Source organism: Pseudoalteromonas sp. S4741 (genome assembly GCF_005886135.1).
In the GTDB taxonomy this organism is placed as follows: domain Bacteria; phylum Pseudomonadota; class Gammaproteobacteria; order Enterobacterales; family Alteromonadaceae; genus Pseudoalteromonas; species Pseudoalteromonas tetraodonis.
This window is the reverse complement of sequence record NZ_PNCN01000134.1, coordinates 1-20,894: the sequence shown is the minus strand read 5'-3', so window position 1 is coordinate 20,894 and position 20,894 is coordinate 1. Positions and strand designations below refer to the sequence as shown.

17 protein-coding genes are annotated in these 20,894 nt (G+C 40.7%); 10 read left to right on the top strand and 7 right to left on the bottom strand.

What is annotated here, in order from left to right; genetic code table 11:
• Window positions 1-138 precede the first annotated feature (138 nt).
• The 5 genes from infA to trxB form a co-directional block, all read right to left on the bottom strand.
• Window positions 139-357: a translation initiation factor IF-1 gene (gene infA / locus CWC30_RS16065; RefSeq protein ID WP_002962494.1), complete on the bottom strand. Its 219-nt coding sequence runs from the start codon at window positions 355-357 to the stop codon at window positions 139-141.
• 90 nt (window positions 358-447) lie between these two features.
• The gene (locus tag CWC30_RS16060) at window positions 448-1,152 is read right to left on the bottom strand and encodes an arginyltransferase (RefSeq protein WP_036982898.1); all 705 of its coding nucleotides are present in this window, start codon (window positions 1,150-1,152) and stop codon (window positions 448-450) included.
• A complete protein-coding gene (aat, locus tag CWC30_RS16055; RefSeq protein ID WP_036982897.1) occupies window positions 1,145-1,861 on the bottom strand; it encodes a leucyl/phenylalanyl-tRNA--protein transferase in 717 nt (238 codons plus the stop codon). The genes CWC30_RS16060 and aat overlap by 8 nt, the downstream gene beginning before the upstream one ends.
• Before the next feature lie 182 nt (window positions 1,862-2,043).
• Complete coding sequence (locus CWC30_RS16050; RefSeq protein ID WP_081762907.1) at window positions 2,044-4,857, bottom strand: bifunctional aconitate hydratase 2/2-methylisocitrate dehydratase; 2,814 nt, start codon at window positions 4,855-4,857, stop codon at window positions 2,044-2,046.
• Between the two features lie 294 nt (window positions 4,858-5,151).
• A complete protein-coding gene (trxB, locus tag CWC30_RS16045) occupies window positions 5,152-6,102 on the bottom strand; it encodes a thioredoxin-disulfide reductase (RefSeq protein WP_008110078.1) in 951 nt (316 codons plus the stop codon).
• 276 nt (window positions 6,103-6,378) lie between these two features.
• Here trxB and pssA point away from each other — a divergent pair, with 276 nt between their 5' ends.
• Window positions 6,379-7,704, top strand: a complete 1,326-nt coding sequence (gene pssA, locus CWC30_RS16040; RefSeq protein WP_138627600.1) for a CDP-diacylglycerol--serine O-phosphatidyltransferase — start codon at window positions 6,379-6,381, stop codon at window positions 7,702-7,704.
• A gap of 118 nt (window positions 7,705-7,822) precedes the next feature.
• Here pssA and ald read toward each other — a convergent pair whose 3' ends face one another.
• Window positions 7,823-8,944, bottom strand: a complete 1,122-nt coding sequence (gene ald / locus CWC30_RS16035) for an alanine dehydrogenase (protein WP_008110075.1) — start codon at window positions 8,942-8,944, stop codon at window positions 7,823-7,825.
• Between the two features lie 139 nt (window positions 8,945-9,083).
• Between ald and lrp the strand changes: the two genes are divergently transcribed.
• The 8 genes from lrp to CWC30_RS15995 all read left to right on the top strand — a co-directional run bounded on the left by lrp (window position 9,084) and on the right by CWC30_RS15995 (window position 19,043).
• The gene (gene lrp / locus CWC30_RS16030) at window positions 9,084-9,563 is read left to right on the top strand and encodes a leucine-responsive transcriptional regulator Lrp (RefSeq protein ID WP_036982893.1); all 480 of its coding nucleotides are present in this window, start codon (window positions 9,084-9,086) and stop codon (window positions 9,561-9,563) included.
• Window positions 9,564-9,759: 196 nt separating this feature from the next.
• Entirely contained in the window at window positions 9,760-12,228 is a 2,469-nt protein-coding gene (locus CWC30_RS16025; RefSeq protein ID WP_138627599.1) for a DNA translocase FtsK, read from the top strand.
• Window positions 12,228-12,854 (top strand): outer membrane lipoprotein periplasmic chaperone LolA, encoded by a 627-nt coding sequence (gene lolA / locus CWC30_RS16020; protein ID WP_076920932.1) that lies wholly within the window; start codon window positions 12,228-12,230, stop codon window positions 12,852-12,854. Before CWC30_RS16025 ends, lolA begins: the two co-directional genes overlap by 1 nt.
• Window positions 12,847-14,190, top strand: coding sequence for a replication-associated recombination protein A (locus tag CWC30_RS16015; RefSeq protein WP_036982890.1), 1,344 nt, complete (start codon window positions 12,847-12,849; stop codon window positions 14,188-14,190). The genes lolA and CWC30_RS16015 overlap by 8 nt, the downstream gene beginning before the upstream one ends.
• Window positions 14,183-14,563, top strand: coding sequence for a fluoride efflux transporter CrcB (gene crcB, locus CWC30_RS16010; RefSeq protein ID WP_010389726.1), 381 nt, complete (start codon window positions 14,183-14,185; stop codon window positions 14,561-14,563). Before CWC30_RS16015 ends, crcB begins: the two co-directional genes overlap by 8 nt.
• A 9-nt stretch (window positions 14,564-14,572) precedes the next feature.
• Entirely contained in the window at window positions 14,573-15,877 is a 1,305-nt protein-coding gene (gene serS / locus CWC30_RS16005; protein ID WP_138627598.1) for a serine--tRNA ligase, read from the top strand.
• A 360-nt stretch (window positions 15,878-16,237) separates the two neighbouring features.
• The gene (locus tag CWC30_RS16000; protein ID WP_138627597.1) at window positions 16,238-17,206 is read left to right on the top strand and encodes a hypothetical protein; all 969 of its coding nucleotides are present in this window, start codon (window positions 16,238-16,240) and stop codon (window positions 17,204-17,206) included.
• A 124-nt stretch (window positions 17,207-17,330) separates the two neighbouring features.
• Window positions 17,331-19,043 carry a DUF262 domain-containing protein gene (locus CWC30_RS15995; RefSeq protein WP_138627596.1) on the top strand — a complete coding sequence of 571 codons (1,713 nt, stop codon included), beginning with the start codon at window positions 17,331-17,333 and terminating at the stop codon, window positions 19,041-19,043.
• Window positions 19,044-19,158: 115 nt separating this feature from the next.
• On the opposite strand, the gene CWC30_RS15990 is transcribed toward CWC30_RS15995, so the two are convergent.
• Window positions 19,159-20,340: a PQQ-dependent sugar dehydrogenase gene (locus CWC30_RS15990; RefSeq protein WP_138627595.1), complete on the bottom strand. Its 1,182-nt coding sequence runs from the start codon at window positions 20,338-20,340 to the stop codon at window positions 19,159-19,161.
• Here CWC30_RS15990 and CWC30_RS15985 point away from each other — a divergent pair.
• On the top strand, window positions 20,325-20,786 hold the full coding sequence (locus tag CWC30_RS15985; RefSeq protein ID WP_138627594.1) for a hypothetical protein: 462 nt from the start codon (window positions 20,325-20,327) through the stop codon (window positions 20,784-20,786). The genes CWC30_RS15990 and CWC30_RS15985 overlap by 16 nt on opposite strands.
• Window positions 20,787-20,894: the final 108 nt, after the last annotated feature.

Genomic DNA, 20,894 nt, shown 5'->3' with positions numbered 1-20,894 from the left:
CGCGCCGCGATTAAACCGCCCTTAGTTTGAACAAATTTTAATCCGCAAAGGTCAACAGACCCTAGCATTAATTACATTTAATAAACGCTTAAAGCTAGTTTGCACTAGCCAAAAACTAAATCTCGTTTACGCACTTACTTAGCGAGCACGGAATACGATACGACCTTTCGATAAATCGTAAGGAGTCATTTCTACCGTTACTTTATCGCCGGTTAAAATACGGATATAGTTTTTGCGCATTTTACCTGAAATATGAGCCACAACTACGTGACCATTTTCTAGCTCAACTCGGAACATTGTATTTGGTAAAGTATCAAGGACTGTCCCTTGCATTTCGATTACGTCTTCTTTCGCCATGTTTAGCGTAACACCTCTTTAATAGTTAAACGCTGCAGATTTTGCCCAAAATACGCCAATAAGTAAAGGCGCAGGGGCTATTTTTGTAAATTAAATAGCCAGCCACTGGTCATTGCACTGTTTTTGAGCAGGTAAAAACTGCGTTTTATAGTTCATTTTGTCGCATTCATCTATTTGATAGCCTAAATAAACAAACTGTTTGCGCTGCTGTTTAGCAAATTTAAGCTGCTGTAATATCATTACAGTGCCTAAACTAAAGTGTTCGTAGTCAGGGTCAAAAAATGTATAAATGGCCGAAATAGCGTTGTCCATACAATCAGTTACAGCAACAGCTACTAAGTTTTCTTGATCCCAAAGCTCAATAAAAGTAATGGTTAACCAACTACAAAACAAAAAGCTTTGAAATTGTGATTTATCAGGCGGATACATACTACCATCTTGGTGGCGCAAGCTAATGTATTTACTGTAAAGTGGATAGTATTGTTCGCGTTCAACTTGAGAATATTTTACCTCAAAGCGGTTTTTTGCTTTGTTAAGTTTACGTTTTTGCGATTTTGTTGGTATAAACTTATCAGCTAAAACGCGCACAGAACTACACGCGCTGCAAATAGGGCAGTGCGGACGGTAAATTTGGTTACCGCTGCGACGAAAGCCTAATGCTAATAATGACTCAAACTTATTGCTGCTGTAACAACTTGGATCGAGTATCACCAGCAATTGCTCTTGGCGATCAGGTAAATAACTGCACTCAAATGGTTGGCTTAGGCCAATACGAGCCGGAAGTTGTTCATTCATATATCGCGATTAGCTCCTGTGGCTGCCACATACTGGCAGCTGGGGTGTAACACTGTGCTTTATTAAGTTTAGTTAAAAATTCTTCACGTGGAATCACGCTGGCACCTAACGACATTAAATAAGGATTTTCTAATTGGCAATCAATAAAATGCGCATTGTGGCGTTTAAGCCAATTAACCAGCGCCCACATAGCCAGTTTGGAACAATTTGTTTGATGATGAAACATTGATTCACCACAAAAAACACCTGTTTGCATGATGCCATATAAGCCACCTGCAAGCTCTCCCTCGCGCCAAACCTCTAAACTATGAGCTAGGCCATTGTGATGGGCATTAATGTACGCCTGTTGCATTTGCAAAGTGATCCAGGTGCCATCGGTATCAATGCGTTGATCGCGACATGCTTCTATCACTTCTTCAAAGGCATGGTTTATGGTTACGGTGACCGGGTGTTTTTTTAAATGCTTACGTAGACTTTTACTAACATGAAAGTCATTGAGCTCAACAATACCGCGTTCACTAGGCGACCACCACATAATTGGCTCGTGTTCACTAAACCACGGAAAAATACCTTGGCTGTAGGCATTTTTTAATCGCGATACTGATAAGCATCCACCAATGGCAAGTAAACCATCGGGATCATCTAATGCATGGTTGGGATCAGGAAAAGCAAAGTGGCTTTGAGCGAGTTGATAGAGTTGTTTAGTCATAACACCGATTGAATAACTGCATGGTCAAGATAAAGTGTAACCTGTTGCTTTAAAATCACAAACTACAAATTATTGTGTCACTACATAGGATTTACTTTCTAAGCGCTATTTTTGTTAGGCAAAAAAAAGCGCGTTTAAAACGCGCTTTTAATTATTAGCTTAAAAAGTGCTAACTAATCGAATTAGCTAACCACCTTTACTGGTACTGCTTGTCCAGCGTTGAACTTAGTTGTCATTGCTTCTTCAACAGGTGTAAACGAGGTAAGGTCAATGCCTTCAACCGCAGACTTATACTCTTCGATAGTCGGGAAACGACCAAGTACAGTAGAAAGTACTACAACCGGCGTAGAACCTAGTAGTGACTCACCTTTTTTCTCAGATGTATCGGCTACTACACGGCCTTGGAACAGACGAGTTGATGTTGCGATAACAGTGTCACCAGGTTCTGCTTTTTCTTGGTTACCCATACATAAGTTACAACCAGGGCGTTCTAGGTATAGGATATTTTCATACTTAGTACGTGCCGCTGTTTTTGGTTTTTCATCGTCAAATTCAAAACCAGCGTATTTAGCAAGAATATCCCAGTCGCCTTCCGCTTTAAGCTCATCAACAATGTTGTATGTTGGTGGCGCAACAACTAATGGTGCTTTGAATGTGATAGAACCGTTTTTCTTTTCAAGGTTACGTAGCATGTGAGCAATAATTTTCATATCGCCTTTGTGAACCATACACGAACCAACGAAACCTAAATCAACAGGTTTGTCGTTGTAAAAAGAAACAGGGCGGATCACATCGTGAGTATAACGTTTAGAAACATCATCGTTGTTCACGTCTGGATCGGCAATCATTGGCTCAACGATTTGGTCCAAATCAACCACAACTTCTGCGTGGTATTTAGCGTTGTCGTCTGGAGAAAGTGCTGGCTCTTCACCAGATTGAATACCTGCAATACGCTTGTCAGCTAAGTCGATTAGACCTTGTAGCGTTTGCGCTTCGTTATCCATACCTTTGTTGATCATGATTTGGATACGTGATTTAGCAAGTTCAATTGACTTAATTAGCGTTTCATCATTTGAAATACAGATTGACGCTTTCGCTTTCATTTCTGCAGTCCAGTCAGTGAAAGTAAACGCTTGGTCAGCCATTAGGGTACCAATATGAACTTCAATGATACGACCTTGGAACACGTTTTCTCCGCCAAATTGCTTAAGCATTTGCGCTTGCGTTGCATGAACAACATCGCGGAAATCCATGTGCTTAGCCATTTTGCCTTTAAACGTCACTTTAACTGAATCAGGAATCGGCATCGCTGATTCACCGGTTGCAAGTGCAACAGCAACGGTGCCTGAATCGGCACCAAAGGCAACGCCTTTAGACATACGTGTATGCGAGTCACCACCGATGATGATAGCGCGATCATCAATGGTAATGTCGTTTAATACTTTGTGAATAACGTCAGTCATTGCATGGTAAACGCCTTTCGGGTCACGTGCAGTGATCAAACCAAACTTATTCATAAACGCCATTAGTTTAGGAATGTTAGCTTGTGCTTTGCTATCCCATACTGATGCTGTATGACAACCAGACTGATAAGCACCATCAACAAGTGGTGAAATAGTTGAAGCAGCCATCGCTTCTAATTCTTGTGCTGTCATTGGACCGGTTGTATCTTGCGAACCAACGATGTTCACTTTAACACGAACATTTGAGCCTGCGTGAAGTGGCGTATCTGATAGAACACCTACCGCATTACGGTTAAAGATTTTTTCAACTGCTGTTAAGCCTTGGCCTTCATGTGAAATTTCTTTTGAAGGTGCATACACAAGAGGAGTTTCAATACCCAGCGTTTCAGCAGCAAACGTTTGTAGTTTTTTACCAAATACAACAGCGTAAGAACCACCAGCTTTCATGAATTCAACTTTTTGCGGTGTGAACGCTGATGATACATCAACCAGTTCTTTATCGCCGTTATAAAGCTTTTTCTCTTTTGTATTGATTGTTAATACAGTACCTGTGGCAACTGAATAAGCTTCTTCAAGCACTGCATCGCCATTTTCATCAGTTACAGTATTGCCTTCTGCATCTACTTTCTTAACCCAGTTTTTAAGGTCAAGACCAATACCGCCGGTTACATCAACCGTCGTTAAGAAGATTGGTGCGATACCATTAGTACCTGCAACAACAGGTGCAATGTTGATGAAAGGAACGTATGGACTTGCTTGTTTACCCGCCCAAAGTGCAACGTTATTTACACCAGACATACGAGATGAACCAACGCCCATTGTGCCTTTTTCAGCAATAAGCATTACTTTAGCATTAGGGTGTTTCTTTTGAAGTTCAACGATTTCTTGTTGTGCTTCTTCAGTGATCATACACTTACCGTGTAATTCACGGTCAGCACGTGAGTGTGCTTGGTTACCCGGAGACAGTAAATCAGTTGAGATGTCGCCTTCACCAGCAATGTAAGTTACAACTTCGATTTTTTCTTCGATGTCAGGTAGTTTTGTAAAGAATTCAGCTTTTGAGAAACTCTCTAGTAATTCTTTAGCAATTGCATTGCCTGCTTCGTAGGCCGCTTTAATACGCTCCATATCAGCATCGTATAAGAATACCTGAGTTTTAAGTACTTCAGCCGCTTGTGCTGCGATTGCTGCGTCATCACCAAATGCTAAATCAATTAGCATTTCAATTGACGGGCCGCCTTTCATATGTGAAAGCAGTTCAAATGCAAATTCTGGAGTGATTTCTGCAACGTGCTCTTCACCTAAAATGATTTCTTTTAGAAACTGTGCTTTAACGCTCGCAGCACTGGTTGTTCCAGGTAAAGTATTATAAATAAAGAAATGCAGTGAATCTTTACGGTGCTCGTTATTAGTATCTTTAATTTGATTAATTATTTCTGATACTAGTTCAGCGCTATCGATTGGTTGTGGGCTTAATCCAAGCTCCGTTTTACGGGTTTGGATTTCTTCCATATATTTTGTATACAAACTCATAGAAAACTCTCGGTAATTTACTTGATATGAAGTTAAGCATTTTAACTGATTTTACAGTCTCTAGTAATGCCTAAATGAATAAAGCTTTTATTCCTGACGATAATTATAGCTAGTTTTACTTTTATAATTTGACGGTATTCGTTGCTCACCCTTAGATCCTATCGCACCTAAGCCATTAATTGTATAAATAAAACTAATTTCAATTATAAATACAATGAATTTTGGTGTGTGTACAGTTATGTTTGGGCACAAAAAAGGGCTGAAAATTCAGCCCTAAAAGTATGCTATGTATGCTTATAGGTTATCTAAAAAGCGTTCTGCATCAAGTGCAGCCATACAGCCAGTACCGGCAGAGGTAATCGCCTGACGGTAAATATGATCAGACACATCACCAGCAGCAAATACACCTGGCACACTGGTTTGGGTTGCATTACCGTTAAGACCAGATTCAACCACTAGGTAGCCGTCTTTCATTTCTAGCTGACCTTCAAACATATCGGTGTTTGGCTTATGGCCAATGGCAATAAACACACCCGCTAAATCAAGTTCTTCAGTAGCATCTGACGCCACATCTTTAATGCGAACGCCGGTCACACCCATTTGGTCACCAAGTACTTCATCAAGTGTACGGTTGTAGTGCATTACAACATTACCGTTCGCAGCTTTTTCTGCAAGGCGGTCAGCAAGAATTTTTTCACTGCGGAAACTGTCACGACGGTGAATAACATGAACTTCATCAGCAATGTTAGACAGGTATAACGCTTCTTCAACGGCTGTGTTACCACCACCAACAACCGCTACTTTTTGACCTTTATAGAAAAAGCCGTCACAGGTTGCACAAGCAGAAACACCGCGGCCTTGGAAATTAGTCTCAGACTCTAAGCCTAAATATTTCGCAGAGGCACCGGTTGCAATAATTAAAGCATCACATGTGTAAGTACCTTGGTCACCGGTTAGTGTGAAAGGGCGCTTAGATACGTCAACTTTGTTGATGTGGTCGAACACAATTTCAGTTTCAAAGCGCTCTGCATGCTCTTTCATACGATCCATTAATGCAGGGCCGGTTAAACCGTGTGCATCACCAGGCCAGTTTTCAACTTCAGTGGTGGTCGTTAGTTGGCCACCTTGTTGAATACCTGTAATTAAAACAGGGTTTAAATTAGCACGTGCAGCGTAAACTGCGGCTGTGTAGCCAGCAGGGCCCGAACCTAAAATAAGTAACTTACAATGTTTTGCTTCAGTCATGATCTTTTCCTAAACGTTTAATACGGTTTTAATGCGCCCGATTCTAAGAAAAACAAGCAGGAAGTAAATAAAAGATGAGATTATTTTTTTTCGCAAATTACAAAGCTGTTCATTAATGTGTACTGGTAAATGCATTAAAGCCAGCGCCCGCCTAATAAATAGACTGTTAGCCAATAAAACGACGTTAATTCATGACCAGCCTGATTTTTTTTGTTATCTTTTAACTAATTTTGATTTGTCACTGCTTAATTATGTGACCTAAGTGAATAGGCAACTATGTTATTTTGGCAAGAGAAACCCGCATTTGGGTTGACTTCAAAAGACGTTAACGTCTTAACCAATGCGCAAGAATACCGTACGCAATTGTTAGATTTAATTGCCAACGCAAAAAAACGAATTTATATCACCACACTTTACTTACAAGATGATGAAGCGGGTCGTGAAATATTAGCCGCACTACACAGTGCATCGTTAGCTAACCCTTCGCTTGAAATTAAAGTACTGGTTGATTTTCATCGCGCACAGCGCGGTTTAATTGGTGCAGAAAAGTCTGAGGGCAATGCAAGCTTATATTGCGACAGCTTAGAGAAGTTTAATTCAAACGTTCAAGTGTATGGTGTTCCCGTAAAGGCAAAAGAACTGTTTGGGGTATTGCATTTAAAAGGCTTTGTTATAGACGATACATTGCTCTACAGCGGTGCCAGTTTAAATAATGTGTATTTGCAATATAGCGACCGATACCGACTCGATCGCTACTTTTTAATCTTGCAAAGCGAATTATGTGACTCAGTAGTCGATTTTATTGAATCAACTTTATTAAGCTCTGAAGCGGTACCAAGAATAGATCAACGACCGCTTAAACGCATGGCTGACTTTAAACTTGAACAAAAGCAACTTATGCGTGAGCTTAAATCGGCAAGCTATAAAAGTGCGCAGCACTTGAATACTCATGCAATGGGTATTCGTTTATTTTTAGGATTAGGCCGTCGTAATAATGAGCTTAATCGCTTAATTAAAGCGTTATTTGATACCACCGAGCAAGAGCTGGTGTTATACACGCCGTATTTTAATTTTCCGGCGCCATTAATGCGCTCTTTACGCAGGTTATTAAAGCAAGGTAAACAAGTTACTATTGTGGTGGGTGATAAAACCGCAAACGATTTTTATCTGCCACCTAGCGAGCCATTTAGTAAAATTGGTGCACTGCCGTATTTATACGAAACTATTTTGCACAAGTTTGTAAAATCGCAAAAACGCCACATAGATAATGGCAACCTAAACGTATACCTTTGGAAACACGAGAGTAACTCGTTCCATCTAAAAGGGATTTGCTGCGACCGTAAAATGCATTTACTTAGCGGGCATAACCTAAATCCGCGCGCGTGGGGGCTGGATATCGAAAATGGCATTCTGATAGAAGATCCTGAACAATCTATCATGCGCGATATTGATAATGAACGCCAAGAAATTTTAAAGCATTGTCGTCGTTTAACCGGCCCAGATGATCTAGAAACCATGGACGATTACCCACAGCCAGTGAAAAAACTGCTTGGTCAAGCTAAGCGCGTAAAAGTCGACTTTATTATTAAACGATTTATATAACATTAGGGTCTGTTAACCACAGACCCTAAAATTTAGTTACAAAAAAAGCAGCTAATTAGCTGCTTTTTTAATGCTTATACCTAAATTATGGCTTAGGTATAAGCGGTAACAATAATAGTTACGCGTTTTCTACTGCAGTGCGTGGGTCAACATATTCCATATTGAACGCTTCAGCTACTTCTTTGTAAGTTACTTGGCCTTTAATTACGTTTAAGCCTTTTAAGAAGTGAGCGTCATCTAGTAGTGCCTTTTTGTAACCTTTGTTTGCAAGGTTAATAATGAACGGCAATGTTGCATTGTTAAGTGCAAACGTAGATGTACGTGGAACAGCACCTGGCATGTTAGCAACACAGTAGTGAACAACTTCATCAACGATGAAAGTAGGATCAGCGTGCGTAGTTGCTTTAGACGTAGCAATACAACCACCTTGGTCAATGGCAACATCAACAATTGCAGCACCTGGCTTCATTGCTTTAATGTGTTCAGCAGTCACTAGCTTAGGTGCAGCAGCACCCGGGATAAGTACGCCACCAATTACTAAATCAGCTTCAAGTACGTGCTTTTCAAGCGCGTCAGCTGTTGAATAAATAGCTTTAACTTTATTACCAAACTGTGCGTCTAGTGCACGTAATACGTCGATGTTACGGTCAAGTACAACAACCTCAGCACCTAGGCCAACGGCCATTTGTGCAGCGCTTCGACCAACCATGCCGCCGCCAATAACAACTACTTTAGCTGGCTCAACACCTGGTACACCACCTAGCAACATACCACGACCGTGGTTTGCTTTTTCTAGCGCTTGTGCACCTGCTTGAATAGACATACGGCCAGCAACTTCACTCATTGGCGCTAGAAGTGGTAAACCACCGCGTGAATCAGTCACAGTTTCATAAGCAATACAGATTGCTTTACTTTTAACAAGGTCTTCAGTTTGTGGAAGATCCGGTGCAAGATGAAGGTAAGTGAAAAGAATTTGGTCTTCACGTAACATTGCACGCTCAACAGCTTGTGGCTCTTTTACCTTGATAATCATTTCTGCTTTTGCAAAAACATCAGCAGCTGTTTCTAAAATTTCAGCGCCTGCTTGAACATAATCATCATTTGTAAAACCAATGCCCATACCAGCGTTAGTTTCAACAATCACTTGGTGGCCGTGATTTACAAGTTCGCGAACACTCGCAGGAACCATACCTACACGGTACTCATGGTTTTTAATTTCTTTAGGTACACCAATAATCATAATTTTGCCTTGTTAGAACGGGATAAAAATTTTTCACTATTATATTCATGCTAGGGTAGTGTGTCTCACCTTTTTTTAATCTCTTTGTAGTGTTAGTATCTGTAAAATTAATTTTATTAGAATAAAAAACTAAAAAGCCATGCATAACTTATTAGACCGTATTGATCGCAAAATTTTAGTCGAATTACAACTTGATGGCCGCCTGTCAAATGTTGAACTGGCCCGACGAGTTGGTCTAAGCGCCACGCCCTGTTTAGAGCGAGTGAAAAAGCTCGAACGAGAAGGGTATATTTTAGGCTACAAAGCCGTGGTTGATCCCGCCAAGCTTGGTCAAGGGCTTTCTGTGTATGTAGAAGTAACCATTACCAAAACATCGCCCGACGTATTTGAAGAGTTTAGTGCTGCTGTTAGAAAGCACAAAGAAATTATAGAATGTCATTTGGTTTCGGGTAATTTCGACTTTTTATTAAAAACCCGAGTTAACGATATGTCAGAATATCGCGGCGTGCTCGGTGATATACTATTAAAGCTGCCCAATGTGAGTGAAAGCCGCACCTATGTAGTCATGGAAGAAGTAAAAGGTGAAGAGGGCGTGGTGATCCGTCCTTTTGTTGCTTAATGATAGAGTAACAGCCTTTAAAATACTTTTATTGTTACAGTCAATTTTGCTTGGCTTGGAAAAAGCCGATTAAATAATAAAAACTTGTTCATAATCAGGCCATCATGGTTAAGATAGAGTGCATCAAAATACATTTCCTGCTAAGGTATTCTATTGCCAAGTGAGTGTAAAAAATAATAATGAGGGATAGGTAATTATGCGCCTAAACGGTGTGCAAAGACTATTAGAAGCGGGGCTGATCGTCAGCACCTTTGCAGCGGTATTTATTTTATGTGCTTTAATTAGTTTTCATCCTGCCGATCCTGCTTGGTCGCAAACGGGTGAATTTACCAACGTACAAAATATAACGGGTACAGCGGGCGCGTGGGTGGCCGACATACTATTACTTACCTTTGGCTGGCTTGCCTATTTTGTGCCAGCGGCTATTCAGCTGCTAGGTTACTTGGTGTTTAAGCAGCCACACCGTATTTTACAACTCGATTACACCACACTTGGATTACGCATTATTGGTTTTGCGCTGTTTATTACCTCAGCAACTGCTATTAGCAGTATTAATTTTGATGATATTTATAATTTTTCATCCGGTGGGGTAGTGGGCGATGTGATTGCATCAGCCATGATGCCAGCGTTTAATTTTACCGGTACCTCTATTTTACTGTTATGCTTCTTTTTTGCGGGCTTAACACTGTTAACGGGTGTGTCGTGGGTACAATTTGTTGATTACTTAGGTGATTTAATTGTTCGATTATACCGCTTTTTGGTGACCTATGCCCGGGGCTGGATGCAACGCGAACGCACTGCAGGTAAAGTACAAGACGAGCAACCTGATGCCTATTTTGAAAACGATACACGCCAACAAGAACCTGAGCTTGCTAATAAAGTAGCAGACAAACCAAAAGCAATTGATAAACCAGCAACTAAGGTTAATGCCCCTCAAGACGACGAATTTATGCCGTTTGACGAACTTGACCAAATACTCGATCAAGAAATTAGCTTTAGCGCCATAGACGATGAACCGATGGACACAGAAGCAGCACTTAACGCGCTGGATCAAAGCCCTGTGGTTGAACCTGAAAAACCAGCAAGGCCAATTAACAAGCCAAAATCAGGGTTTCAACCGCCGCCAACTGCAAAAGAAAAGTTTGAGCAATTATTAGAGCAAGAGCCACCTCCGGGGCCATTGCCATCACTGGATTTACTCGACAGGCCCGACAAAGCAAAAAACCCCATTTCGCAAGAAGAGCTCGATAGCGTATCGCGCCTTGTAGAAACAAAATTACTTGATTTTAACGTACAAGCAACCGTGGTTGGGGTTTACCCGGGGCCTGTTGTTACTCGTTTTGAGCTTGATTTAGCGCCGGGTATTAAGGTATCTAAAATTACTGGGCTGTCAAAAGATTTAGCGCGCTCACTTTCGGCAATTAGTGTGCGCGTGGTAGAAGTTATTCCGGGTAAAACCTATATCGGTATTGAGCTGCCTAATAAATACCGTGAAATTGTACGTTTATCAGAAGTCATAAACGCACCTAAGTTTGAGCAAAACCCATCGCCATTAACCATGGTGCTAGGTAAAGATATTGCAGGGCAACCTGTGTGTGCCGACTTAGGTAAAATGCCACATTTATTAGTGGCCGGTACAACCGGTTCAGGTAAGTCAGTGGGCGTTAATGTAATGATATTAAGCTTACTGTATAAATCGGGCCCTGAAGATGTTCGCATGATCATGATTGACCCGAAAATGCTTGAACTTTCTGTTTACGAAGGCATTCCGCATTTATTATGTGAAGTTGTGACCGACATGAAAGAAGCGGCTAACGCACTGCGCTGGTGTGTAGGTGAAATGGAACGCCGCTATAAGCTGATGTCGGCTTTAGGGGTACGTAACTTAAAAGGTTACAATCAAAAAGTAATGGAAGCCAAAGAAGCGGGCTACCCAATTATGGATCCATTATTTAAAGATACCGATGGCATGAAAGACGGCCCAGATGAGCTAGATAAATTACCTAGCATAGTGGTGGTGATTGACGAATTTGCCGACATGATGATGATTGTAGGTAAAAAAGTTGAAGAGTTAATTGCTCGTATTGCGCAAAAAGCGCGTGCTGCGGGTATTCACTTAATATTGGCAACGCAGCGTCCGTCGGTTGATGTAATAACCGGTTTAATTAAAGCGAATATACCTACACGTATGGCGTTTCAGGTATCAAGTAAAATAGACTCGCGCACCATACTGGATCAACAAGGCGCAGAGAATTTATTAGGCATGGGTGACATGCTTTATTTACCGCCAGGCACCAGTGTGCCAGAGCGTGTGCATGGCGCGTTTGTAGACGACCATGAAGTACATGCCGTAGTAAACGATTGGAAAGCTCGTGCTAAACCAAATTACATAGACGAAATTTTAAATGGCGATGCTACCGAGGACATTTTATTACCAGGGGAGGCCAGCGAAAATGGCGATGAAGAGTCAGATCCGTTATACGACGAAGCGGTCGCCTTTGTAATAGAAACCGGTAAAGTGTCGGTATCATCAGTACAACGTAAATTACGTGTAGGCTATAACCGTGCTGCACGTTTAGTAGAACAAATGGAAACATCAGGTATCGTGAGTGCACCAGGACACAATGGCGCGCGCGATGTATTAGTACCTAATGGAGCAAATTAATGAAAAAATTAAGTAGTTTATTATTAGTGCTTGGTAGTTTAGTGGCGATGCCAAGCTTTGCTGACGACAGCCAAGCATTACAAGATAAGTTATCGACTTTAAAAAGCTTTAAAGCACAATTTAAACAAAACGTAACCGACGGTGAAGGCCAACTGGTAATGCAAGGCCAAGGTAATATTGCGTTGCAACAGCCATTAATGATCCGCTGGCAGCAAACTAACCCAGACGACACTTTATTTGTATCAAACGGTGATAAAACCTATTACTTTGATAGCTTTGCTGAGCAAGTAACTATTATGAAAACCAGCGGTTTAATTGACTCAACGCCGTTTATATTGCTCACCTCTAAAGACCCAGCGCAATGGGAAAAATACAGCGTGATCGCTACCGATTTAGGCTTTAGCATTACCCCAAATAAAGGGGTAGAAAGCCAAGTAGAGCAGCTTGATATTACTTTTGCTGATAACGAGCAAGGGCTTGCAAAACTGGTAGTTAAAGATAATTCAGGCCAGCTGTCTGCGTTTACATTTAGCAATGCACAGGTTAATACTGAGCTTAATAAAACAACTTTTGAATTTACCCCGCCAGCGGGTGTAGAAATAGACGATCAGAGTAACGGTGAGTAATTTAGGATTTAACTTTGGGCCCGATGTGCGCCCACTCGCTGCGCGTATGCGTCCTTTATCGCTTAACGATTACATAGGGCAGCAACATTTACTCAGCGCTGATAAACCTCTTCATCAAGCGATAGTAGCAGGGCGCTGCCATAGTTTAATTTTATGGGGGCCGCCGGGGGTAGGTAAAACTACGCTGGCACAAATTATTGCCAACCATGCCGACGCTGAACTAATTCAAATGTCGGCAGTAACCGCTGGCGTTAAAGATATTCGCGATAGCGTAACCCAAGCTCGCGATAACTTACAAAGCCGTGGTCAGCGCACTTTGATGTTTGTTGACGAGGTACACCGCTTTAATAAATCTCAGCAAGACGCGTTTTTACCCCACATTGAAGATGGCACTTTTATATTTGTAGGCGCCACCACCGAAAACCCCTCGTTTGCGCTTAATAATGCGATTTTGTCTCGTGCAAGGGTGTATGTTTTAAAATCCTTGCAGGAAAGCGATTTATACACAGTAATAGAGCGCGCACTCAAACAAGACGAACAACTTAGCCAAAAGCAAATCGTGATTGCAGATAACGCTAAACAAGCGCTGTGCCAAGCAAGCGGTGGCGATGCTCGTAAAGTGCTTAATTTACTCGAGCAAGCAGTGGATTTAACCACTGAGCAAAACGGCCAATTTCATGTTGACGAACAGGTACTCAGCCAAGTACTGCCTACGCATTTAGCTAAATACGATAAAGGCGGCGATGAATTTTACGATTTAATTTCGGCGTTTCATAAATCAGTGCGAGGCAGTTCGCCAGATGGTGCGCTTTACTGGTACTGCCGTATTTTAGCCGGTGGCGGCGACCCGCTTTATGTTGCAAGGCGCTTATTAGCAATTGCTACAGAAGACATTGGCAACGCCGACCCGCGCGCTATGGAAGTGGCTTTAAACGCATGGGATATATTCCAACGTGTTGGCCCAAGCGAAGGTGAGCGCGCTATTGCACAGGCCACTTTGTACTTGGCTAGTGCACCTAAAAGTAATGCGGTTTATATGGCGTTTAATCAAGCTAAACAAGACGCTAAAAATGAGCCAAGCTACCCCGTACCAGAGCATTTACGAAACGCCCCCACCAACTTAATGAAAGACTTAGGCTATGGTGCAGAGTATCGTTATGCGCATAACGAAGAAGGCGCATTTGCTGCTGGTGAAAAATACCTACCGCCAGAAATGGATGGCAAACAATACTACCAGCCAAGTGATCGTGGACTTGAACAAAAAATTAAACAAAAGCTCGAGTATTTAAAAGAGCGCGACGCACAAAGCCCAATAAAACGTTATGAGCATGATTAAACTTTACATGATGATAGCCCTTGGCGGAGCGTCAGGAGCCTGTTTACGGTTTTTTATTAGCGAAACCATGCTAAAACTCCTCGGTAGGGGATTCCCTTTTGGCACGTTGACGGTTAATATTCTGGGTTCATTGTTGATGGGCATTTTATACGGTTTAATAGATAAACAAGTTATTGCCGTCAGTCCTGCTAAAACCCTCATCGGAATTGGCTTTTTAGGTGCGTTAACCACCTTTTCAACATTCTCAATGGATTCGTTGTTGTTATTACAACAAGGTCACTTTATTAAAATGGCCCTCAATATCATCTTAAACGTGATGGTGTGTATTTTTATGGCTTGGCTGGGCCTTCAGCTAGTAATGCAAAAAGGTTAAAAAACTAACATGTTAGATTCTAAATATTTACGTCAAGATGTCGAACAAACTGCAGCACGTTTAGCCGCACGTGGTTATGAGCTAGATGTAGCGGTAGTGACTGAACTTGAAGAAAAACGCAAAACATTACAAGTAAAAACGCAAGAACTTCAAAGTCAACGTAACGCCAGTGCTAAAGCCATTGGTCAAGCAAAAGCAAAAGGCGAAGATGCACAGCCATTGCTAGACGCAGTTGCTAACTTAGGCAGCGAGTTAGACGCAGCTAAAGCTGAGCAAGACGAAGTGTTAGAAGCAATTAAACAAATTGCCTTAGCAATTCCAAACTTACCGGACGAGTCGGTACCAGAAGGCGCTGACGAAGACGATAACGTAGAAATTTTAACTTGGGGTACACCTAAAAAGTACGATTTTGAAGTTAAAGACCACGTTGATGTAGGGCAAGACCTAAACGGCCTAGACTTTGAAATGGGCGTTAAAATTAGTGGCGCACGTTTTACCGTAATGCGCGGCCAAGTAGCGCGTATGCACCGTGCACTTACCCAATACATGCTAGACACCCACATAGATAAAAACGGCTACACAGAAATGTATGTACCGTACTTGGTTAATAGTGCAAGCCTTTACGGTACGAGCCAATTACCTAAGTTTGCGGGCGATTTATTCCACACGTTAGGCCTAGTGAACGATGATGGCGAGCAGCAAGCTGGCTTTAGCCTTATTCCTACGGCAGAAGTACCGCTTACAAACAGCGCACGTGATGAAATTTACGAAGAAAGCGATTTACCTATTCGCTTAACAGCGCACACGCCATGTTTTAGAAGTGAAGCAGGCAGCTACGGTCGCGATACCCGCGGTTTAATCCGTCAGCACCAGTTTGATAAAGTTGAACTAGTACAACTTGTAAAACCAGAAGATTCAATGCAAGCACTCGAAGAGCTAACAGGTCACGCAGAGCAAATTTTACAAGCGCTTGAATTGCCATACCGCAAAGTAATTTTATGTATGGGCGACATGGGCTTTGGCGCAGCAAAAACATACGATTTAGAAGTATGGTTACCAGCACAAGACACCTATCGCGAAATTTCATCATGTTCAAACATGGCTGACTTTCAGGCGCGTAGAATGCAAGCACGTTTTCGTCGTGAAGGCGCTAAAAAACCAGAGCTTTTACACACACTAAACGGCTCAGGTTTAGCGGTTGGCCGTACACTTGTAGCAATACTAGAAAACTACCAACAAGCCGACGGCTCAGTTGAAGTACCAGAAGTATTACGCCCATACATGGGTGGACTTGAAGTGATTGGTAAAGCTTAAAGTACTAGCTGTCAGTTTTTAGCTATAAGCTTTAGAAAGCCGCTGTTTTAACGTACAGCGGCTTTTTTGTGGGTAAAGGCTAAAGGTTAAAGGAGAAAGGCTCAGGGCGAAAGAAAAAAATCTATGTTTTATTATCCATTAATGCATTACTCCTTTGTTCAATATTACGGATCTCCACCATTTTGGTGTTTTTCTGCATCCAGTAAATTTAGATGAGAGCTAACTAATTGTTTACATGTGCTTATTCGCTGGTTACATTAGATTAATTGTAATATTTAGACATTTTTCGGTTTATAAAGCGACAAATGTCGTAGATAAAGTTGTTAAGTGGACTAATCAACATCGAGTAACTCATAAAGAATGAATGAAGTAAACACTGAAGCAAAAAGAATCGAATTGAGTAGTAGAAAGGAAATAGTCTTATTTTGTCTATATAGCTTCATCTCTATAACAATTGCATTCGCACCCGATTACTCTTTAAGAATCCCACTACAAGAGCCCTTGGTAGCACTTGGTTGGTTTGGGATAATTGCATTCTCAGTTATGGCGGTTTATAACCTTTCCAATATTAGCTTTAAAAATCTATTTCAGTACATTGGTCAAAAAATTAATGAGTATTCTTCCATTGACAAGAACAGTAAGAATGCTCAAAGATTAGCAATGTCAGGAATGCTAATGATGTTGCTTGCAGTGTTTATAAAAACTTCTGCCTTAGCACAACCACTTTTGATATCAGCAATTATTTTAATGATTTGGTCAATACTTGTATTTTTTGAAGAGTCTAGATTGATTCAATCTTTCGTATCATACTCTTCGACTAAAAAAATAATTGGTTTGCTGTCAGCAATATTAATTTTTTGGGCAAGTTATAGTTCTCTTGCTCAAGTGAATGCAATATTTGGGGTAGATCCAGCTCTTTTCCCTTATTCTACAGCGGTCGGAATATTTATTAATATTGCAAAGGTCTTGGCTCTTACTTCTATTCCTGTGCTCATAATTTCATTTCTATTCTCCTTACTTTACTTCTTTACTTCAAACCACAAGTTCTGGAACGATTCAAGATTAGCTATAATGTTTTGCTCGCTAATAAGCAGCCTTATCACAGCTTTTCTTTTACCAGGTCTATGGAGTAATCAGTTTCAGGATGACAAACTTTTACAGGCCGCAGAAGCAATGGATATGAATGGTAACCATTTATGTCATAATGATGCCCTCACAGAAAATGGTAAAAAAATACCAGTAATATTTATGGGTCCAAATTCATCTATTGTTCTTGCAAAGAAAGGCAATAAATTTGATATATTCGAGTGCAATCCACTTAACAAGTAAATCCAGTTGACGCCTACGGCGGACCTGATTTAGGCGTTATGTAGATCAATATATTTCGATGCATGTTAAATCGTGAAATCGTGTTAAAACTTTGGAAGTTGTTGTTTTAAAAGGACTATTAAAAATGAAAATTGAAGCTAATGATAAAGAAGTACAAGATATCTTTTCTTCCGGTTACTTTCAAATTCCAAGGTTTCAGCGTCCATATTCATGGGGTAAAGATGAAGTTGAAAATTTTTGGTTGGATATAATCGGTGATAAAACAGATAGCTACTTTATTGGGTCGATGGTTGTTTACCAAACTCGAAAACCATATTTTGGCATCGTTGATGGACAACAGCGCTTGACGACTATCACAATTGTCCTATCAGTGATTAGAGACGCCTTTCTTCGACTTGGTGAAGAAAACTTAGCAAAAGGAATTCATCGTTTTATTGAGACACCAAATAACGATTATGTTAATGAATTTGTTCTTAATGCCGAGACTTCATTTCCATATCTCCAAAATCATATCCAAGCTTTTTATGATACCAATTCTAGTATCAAAATTAACTGTGAAGTCGGTGCTGAAGAATCCAATTTAAAAGCAGCCTATGAGCTACTTTCAGATAAATTAGAGCAATACATACCTTTTTCAGAAGCAGAAGATCCACAAATGGAAATTTTCGCACATGAAGACCCAGTATTAAAATTGAAAGAACTAAGGGATAAATTTCTATCGTTAAAACTCGTATTTATTCAACTAGATAACGAGGATGATGCTTATTTAATCTTTGAAACACTAAATGCTCGTGGTCGTGATCTAAAGACTTCAGATCTTGTTAAAAACCTGATTCTAAAAACAATAAAAAACTCGCATTATTCACTTGATAGCCCAAAAGAAGCATGGAACAGTCTTATAAAGCGCTTTGATGATATCTCCGATTCCAGTGCTATCGACGCTTTTCTTCTACATTTCTGGATATCAAAGCATGCTTATACGACTGACAAGAAGCTATTTTCCTTAATAAAAGAACATATAACGATAGACTCGAACAACGCTAAAGAGTTGTTAAAAGACCTTGGTGAGTATGCAGTTTGCTATGGCAGAATGTTAAGCCCAGAAAGTTCCGAGTGGACTAAAGAGTTATTTGAAGTGAAATCATCTTTGATTGCTCTCAACAGTTTTAAAGTAAAACAGCAATCGTCATTTGTATTGGCTCTTCTTGTTGCATACTACTCTAAAAAGATAACTCTCAAGCAACTCAAATCGATACTTAAACAAATTGAGCATTTCCACTTTGTGTTTAATGCTGTTACACAGCAAAGATCATCAGGTAGCATTGCGACAATGTATTCTCAGCACTCAATTAAATTGACGGAAGCTCAGGATAATGATGCAGTACAAAGAGTATTGACGGGTTTAAAAAATAAGTTAAGTGAAAAATTACCATCATATGGTGAATTTGAAGTTAAGTTCTTAGACTTGGACTATCTATCAAATAAAACAAAGTCTAAAAACGTCATAAAATACTCTCTTTGTAAGCTTTTAGGCACTCAATCCAATGGGCTTGATATCAATCATACTAACTTAACGATTGAACACATTATTCCTGAAGTGATGATAAAATCTGGCTCAAACCCTTTTATAGTAGGTAATGTGGGCAATTTGTTACTTACTGATGCGAGTACAAATGGTCATAAATTAAAGGATAATTTGCCAGCGGAGAAGATTTCCATACTCTGTAGAGCTGGGTATCCATTAGAGGCGAATTTCATTTATGGGAAGAACTGGAACAAGGAAAAAGTTTTAGAGCGTGCAAAGGCAATTTCTCAACATATTTATAATAAAGTATAAAAACCAAATGGGGCAAATCTTGACTTCAGATATCAGAACTTAAATTCTTCAAAGCGGCTAAATTCAAGCCGCTATTGTGCTCTAAAAGAGCAGCGTCTCTTATCCTCTTTGTAAATTAATTTGCTTTAAACAACATCAGCTTTGCCTCTTTTCCATCCGTTAATATCGCCACATTACCTTCAGCAGTGACAAACACATCTCTGAGCCTGCCTGTGGCTTCTGGGAAAATATGAGTCTGGGTGTATTCACCATTCGCTAAATTTACACTGTAGAGCTTTTTATCGACCAATGTAGTAATAAGCACGTGACGTTGCAGTGAAGGGAAGGCTGCATGGTTAGCGCCATAATATGCCATGCCTGATGGGGCGATTGAGGGCGTCCAATCTACGGTTGGTTGAGCCATTCCGGGGTAGTCTCTAAAGGGGGAAATACGTGCTTGTGAATAATCGTCACCGTTGGTGATTACCGGCCAGCCGTAATTAGTCCCAGCGGTTAAGTAGTTTAGCTCGTCACCGCCTGCAGGGCCGTGTTCGTGACTAATAATTTGCTTGGTATCGTAATCATAAACCAAGCCTTGCAAGTTACGGTGCCCGAGTGAATAAATGGCATGCGCGTTAGCGTTTTTGTGGCTAATAAACGGGTTATCGCTTGGTGTTGTGCCGTTTAAGTTTATGCGTAATGTTTTGCCAAGTTGACTGGTAATAACCTGTGCTTGCTCACGGTAGTCAAAGCCATCGCCACTTGAAAATAATAATGTGTGATCAGGCAGCACAAGCGCGCGGCCAGAATAATGCTGCGGTGTGCCTTTATCGGTGACTACTTTATAAATAATTTTTGGCGTTGAAAATTGCGCACCATCAAACGTGGCTTTGGCTATTACTAGCCTGTTTGCATCAAGCTCACCTTGGGCGTAAGTGAATATAATTTCTTGTGATTCACTGTAATTTGGCGAAAGCACTACATCAAGTAAACCACCTTGCCCTGCAACGTATAAGCCCTCGAAGTTTATTTTAACTCGGGTTTGTTGGTTGTTTTTAATGATAACAACATGGCCATCACGCTCGGTGATTAACCAGGTATTGTTTGGGAGTTTAACCATGCTCCACGGTGAATTGAGCCCTGCTGCTAAAGTACTAGCAGTATATTGCTGTGTTGGTAACTCGGCACTGGCGTGACAAGAAAACGCTAAAAGTGACAGTAGCGTAATACAATATAGAGATTGTTTACCCTGCAAGCCTTTGCTAGTGTAAGGAAAAAGTTTTATTTTAAGTTGAGATAACCATGCAGTTTTTAACACGTATACTCCCGTCATTTTTAGTTTCTTGGTTACTAACATTCACTCTTGCTAGCTTGTTTCATAGTCAATACGTTGTCAATCAATTAGTTAATGTAGGTGTTGTAGTGGGCTTTAATGATCGTGTTAACTTAACCCTTGAAGATTGGCTCGGCTTGCTACCGACCTATGGCGCTATTATTGCGGTTGCACTTGCTATCGCGTTTTTGGTTACTTGGTTTATTGCTAAAAAAATGAGCAAGCAAGGTACACAACTATTTGTTATTGCTGGTGTGGTGGCGTTTGCAACGGCGTTAATTGCGATTGAATCTATTATGAATATTACTATTATTGCAGGCGCAAGAGGTTGGGGTTTTTATGCGCAATTATGTGCAGGTGCAGTAGGGGGTTATGTATTTGCAAAATTCATTAAGGAAAATAAGCACAAGGCAGCGCATCGCGGCTTTTAAGTCAGTATTGGTCTGCAATGTAAAAAGCCGCTATTAATATAGTAACACCACTCGTTTAAGAACGAGTGGTGTTTTTTCGTTTATATCTAACCGGATATTTTTGTGTCT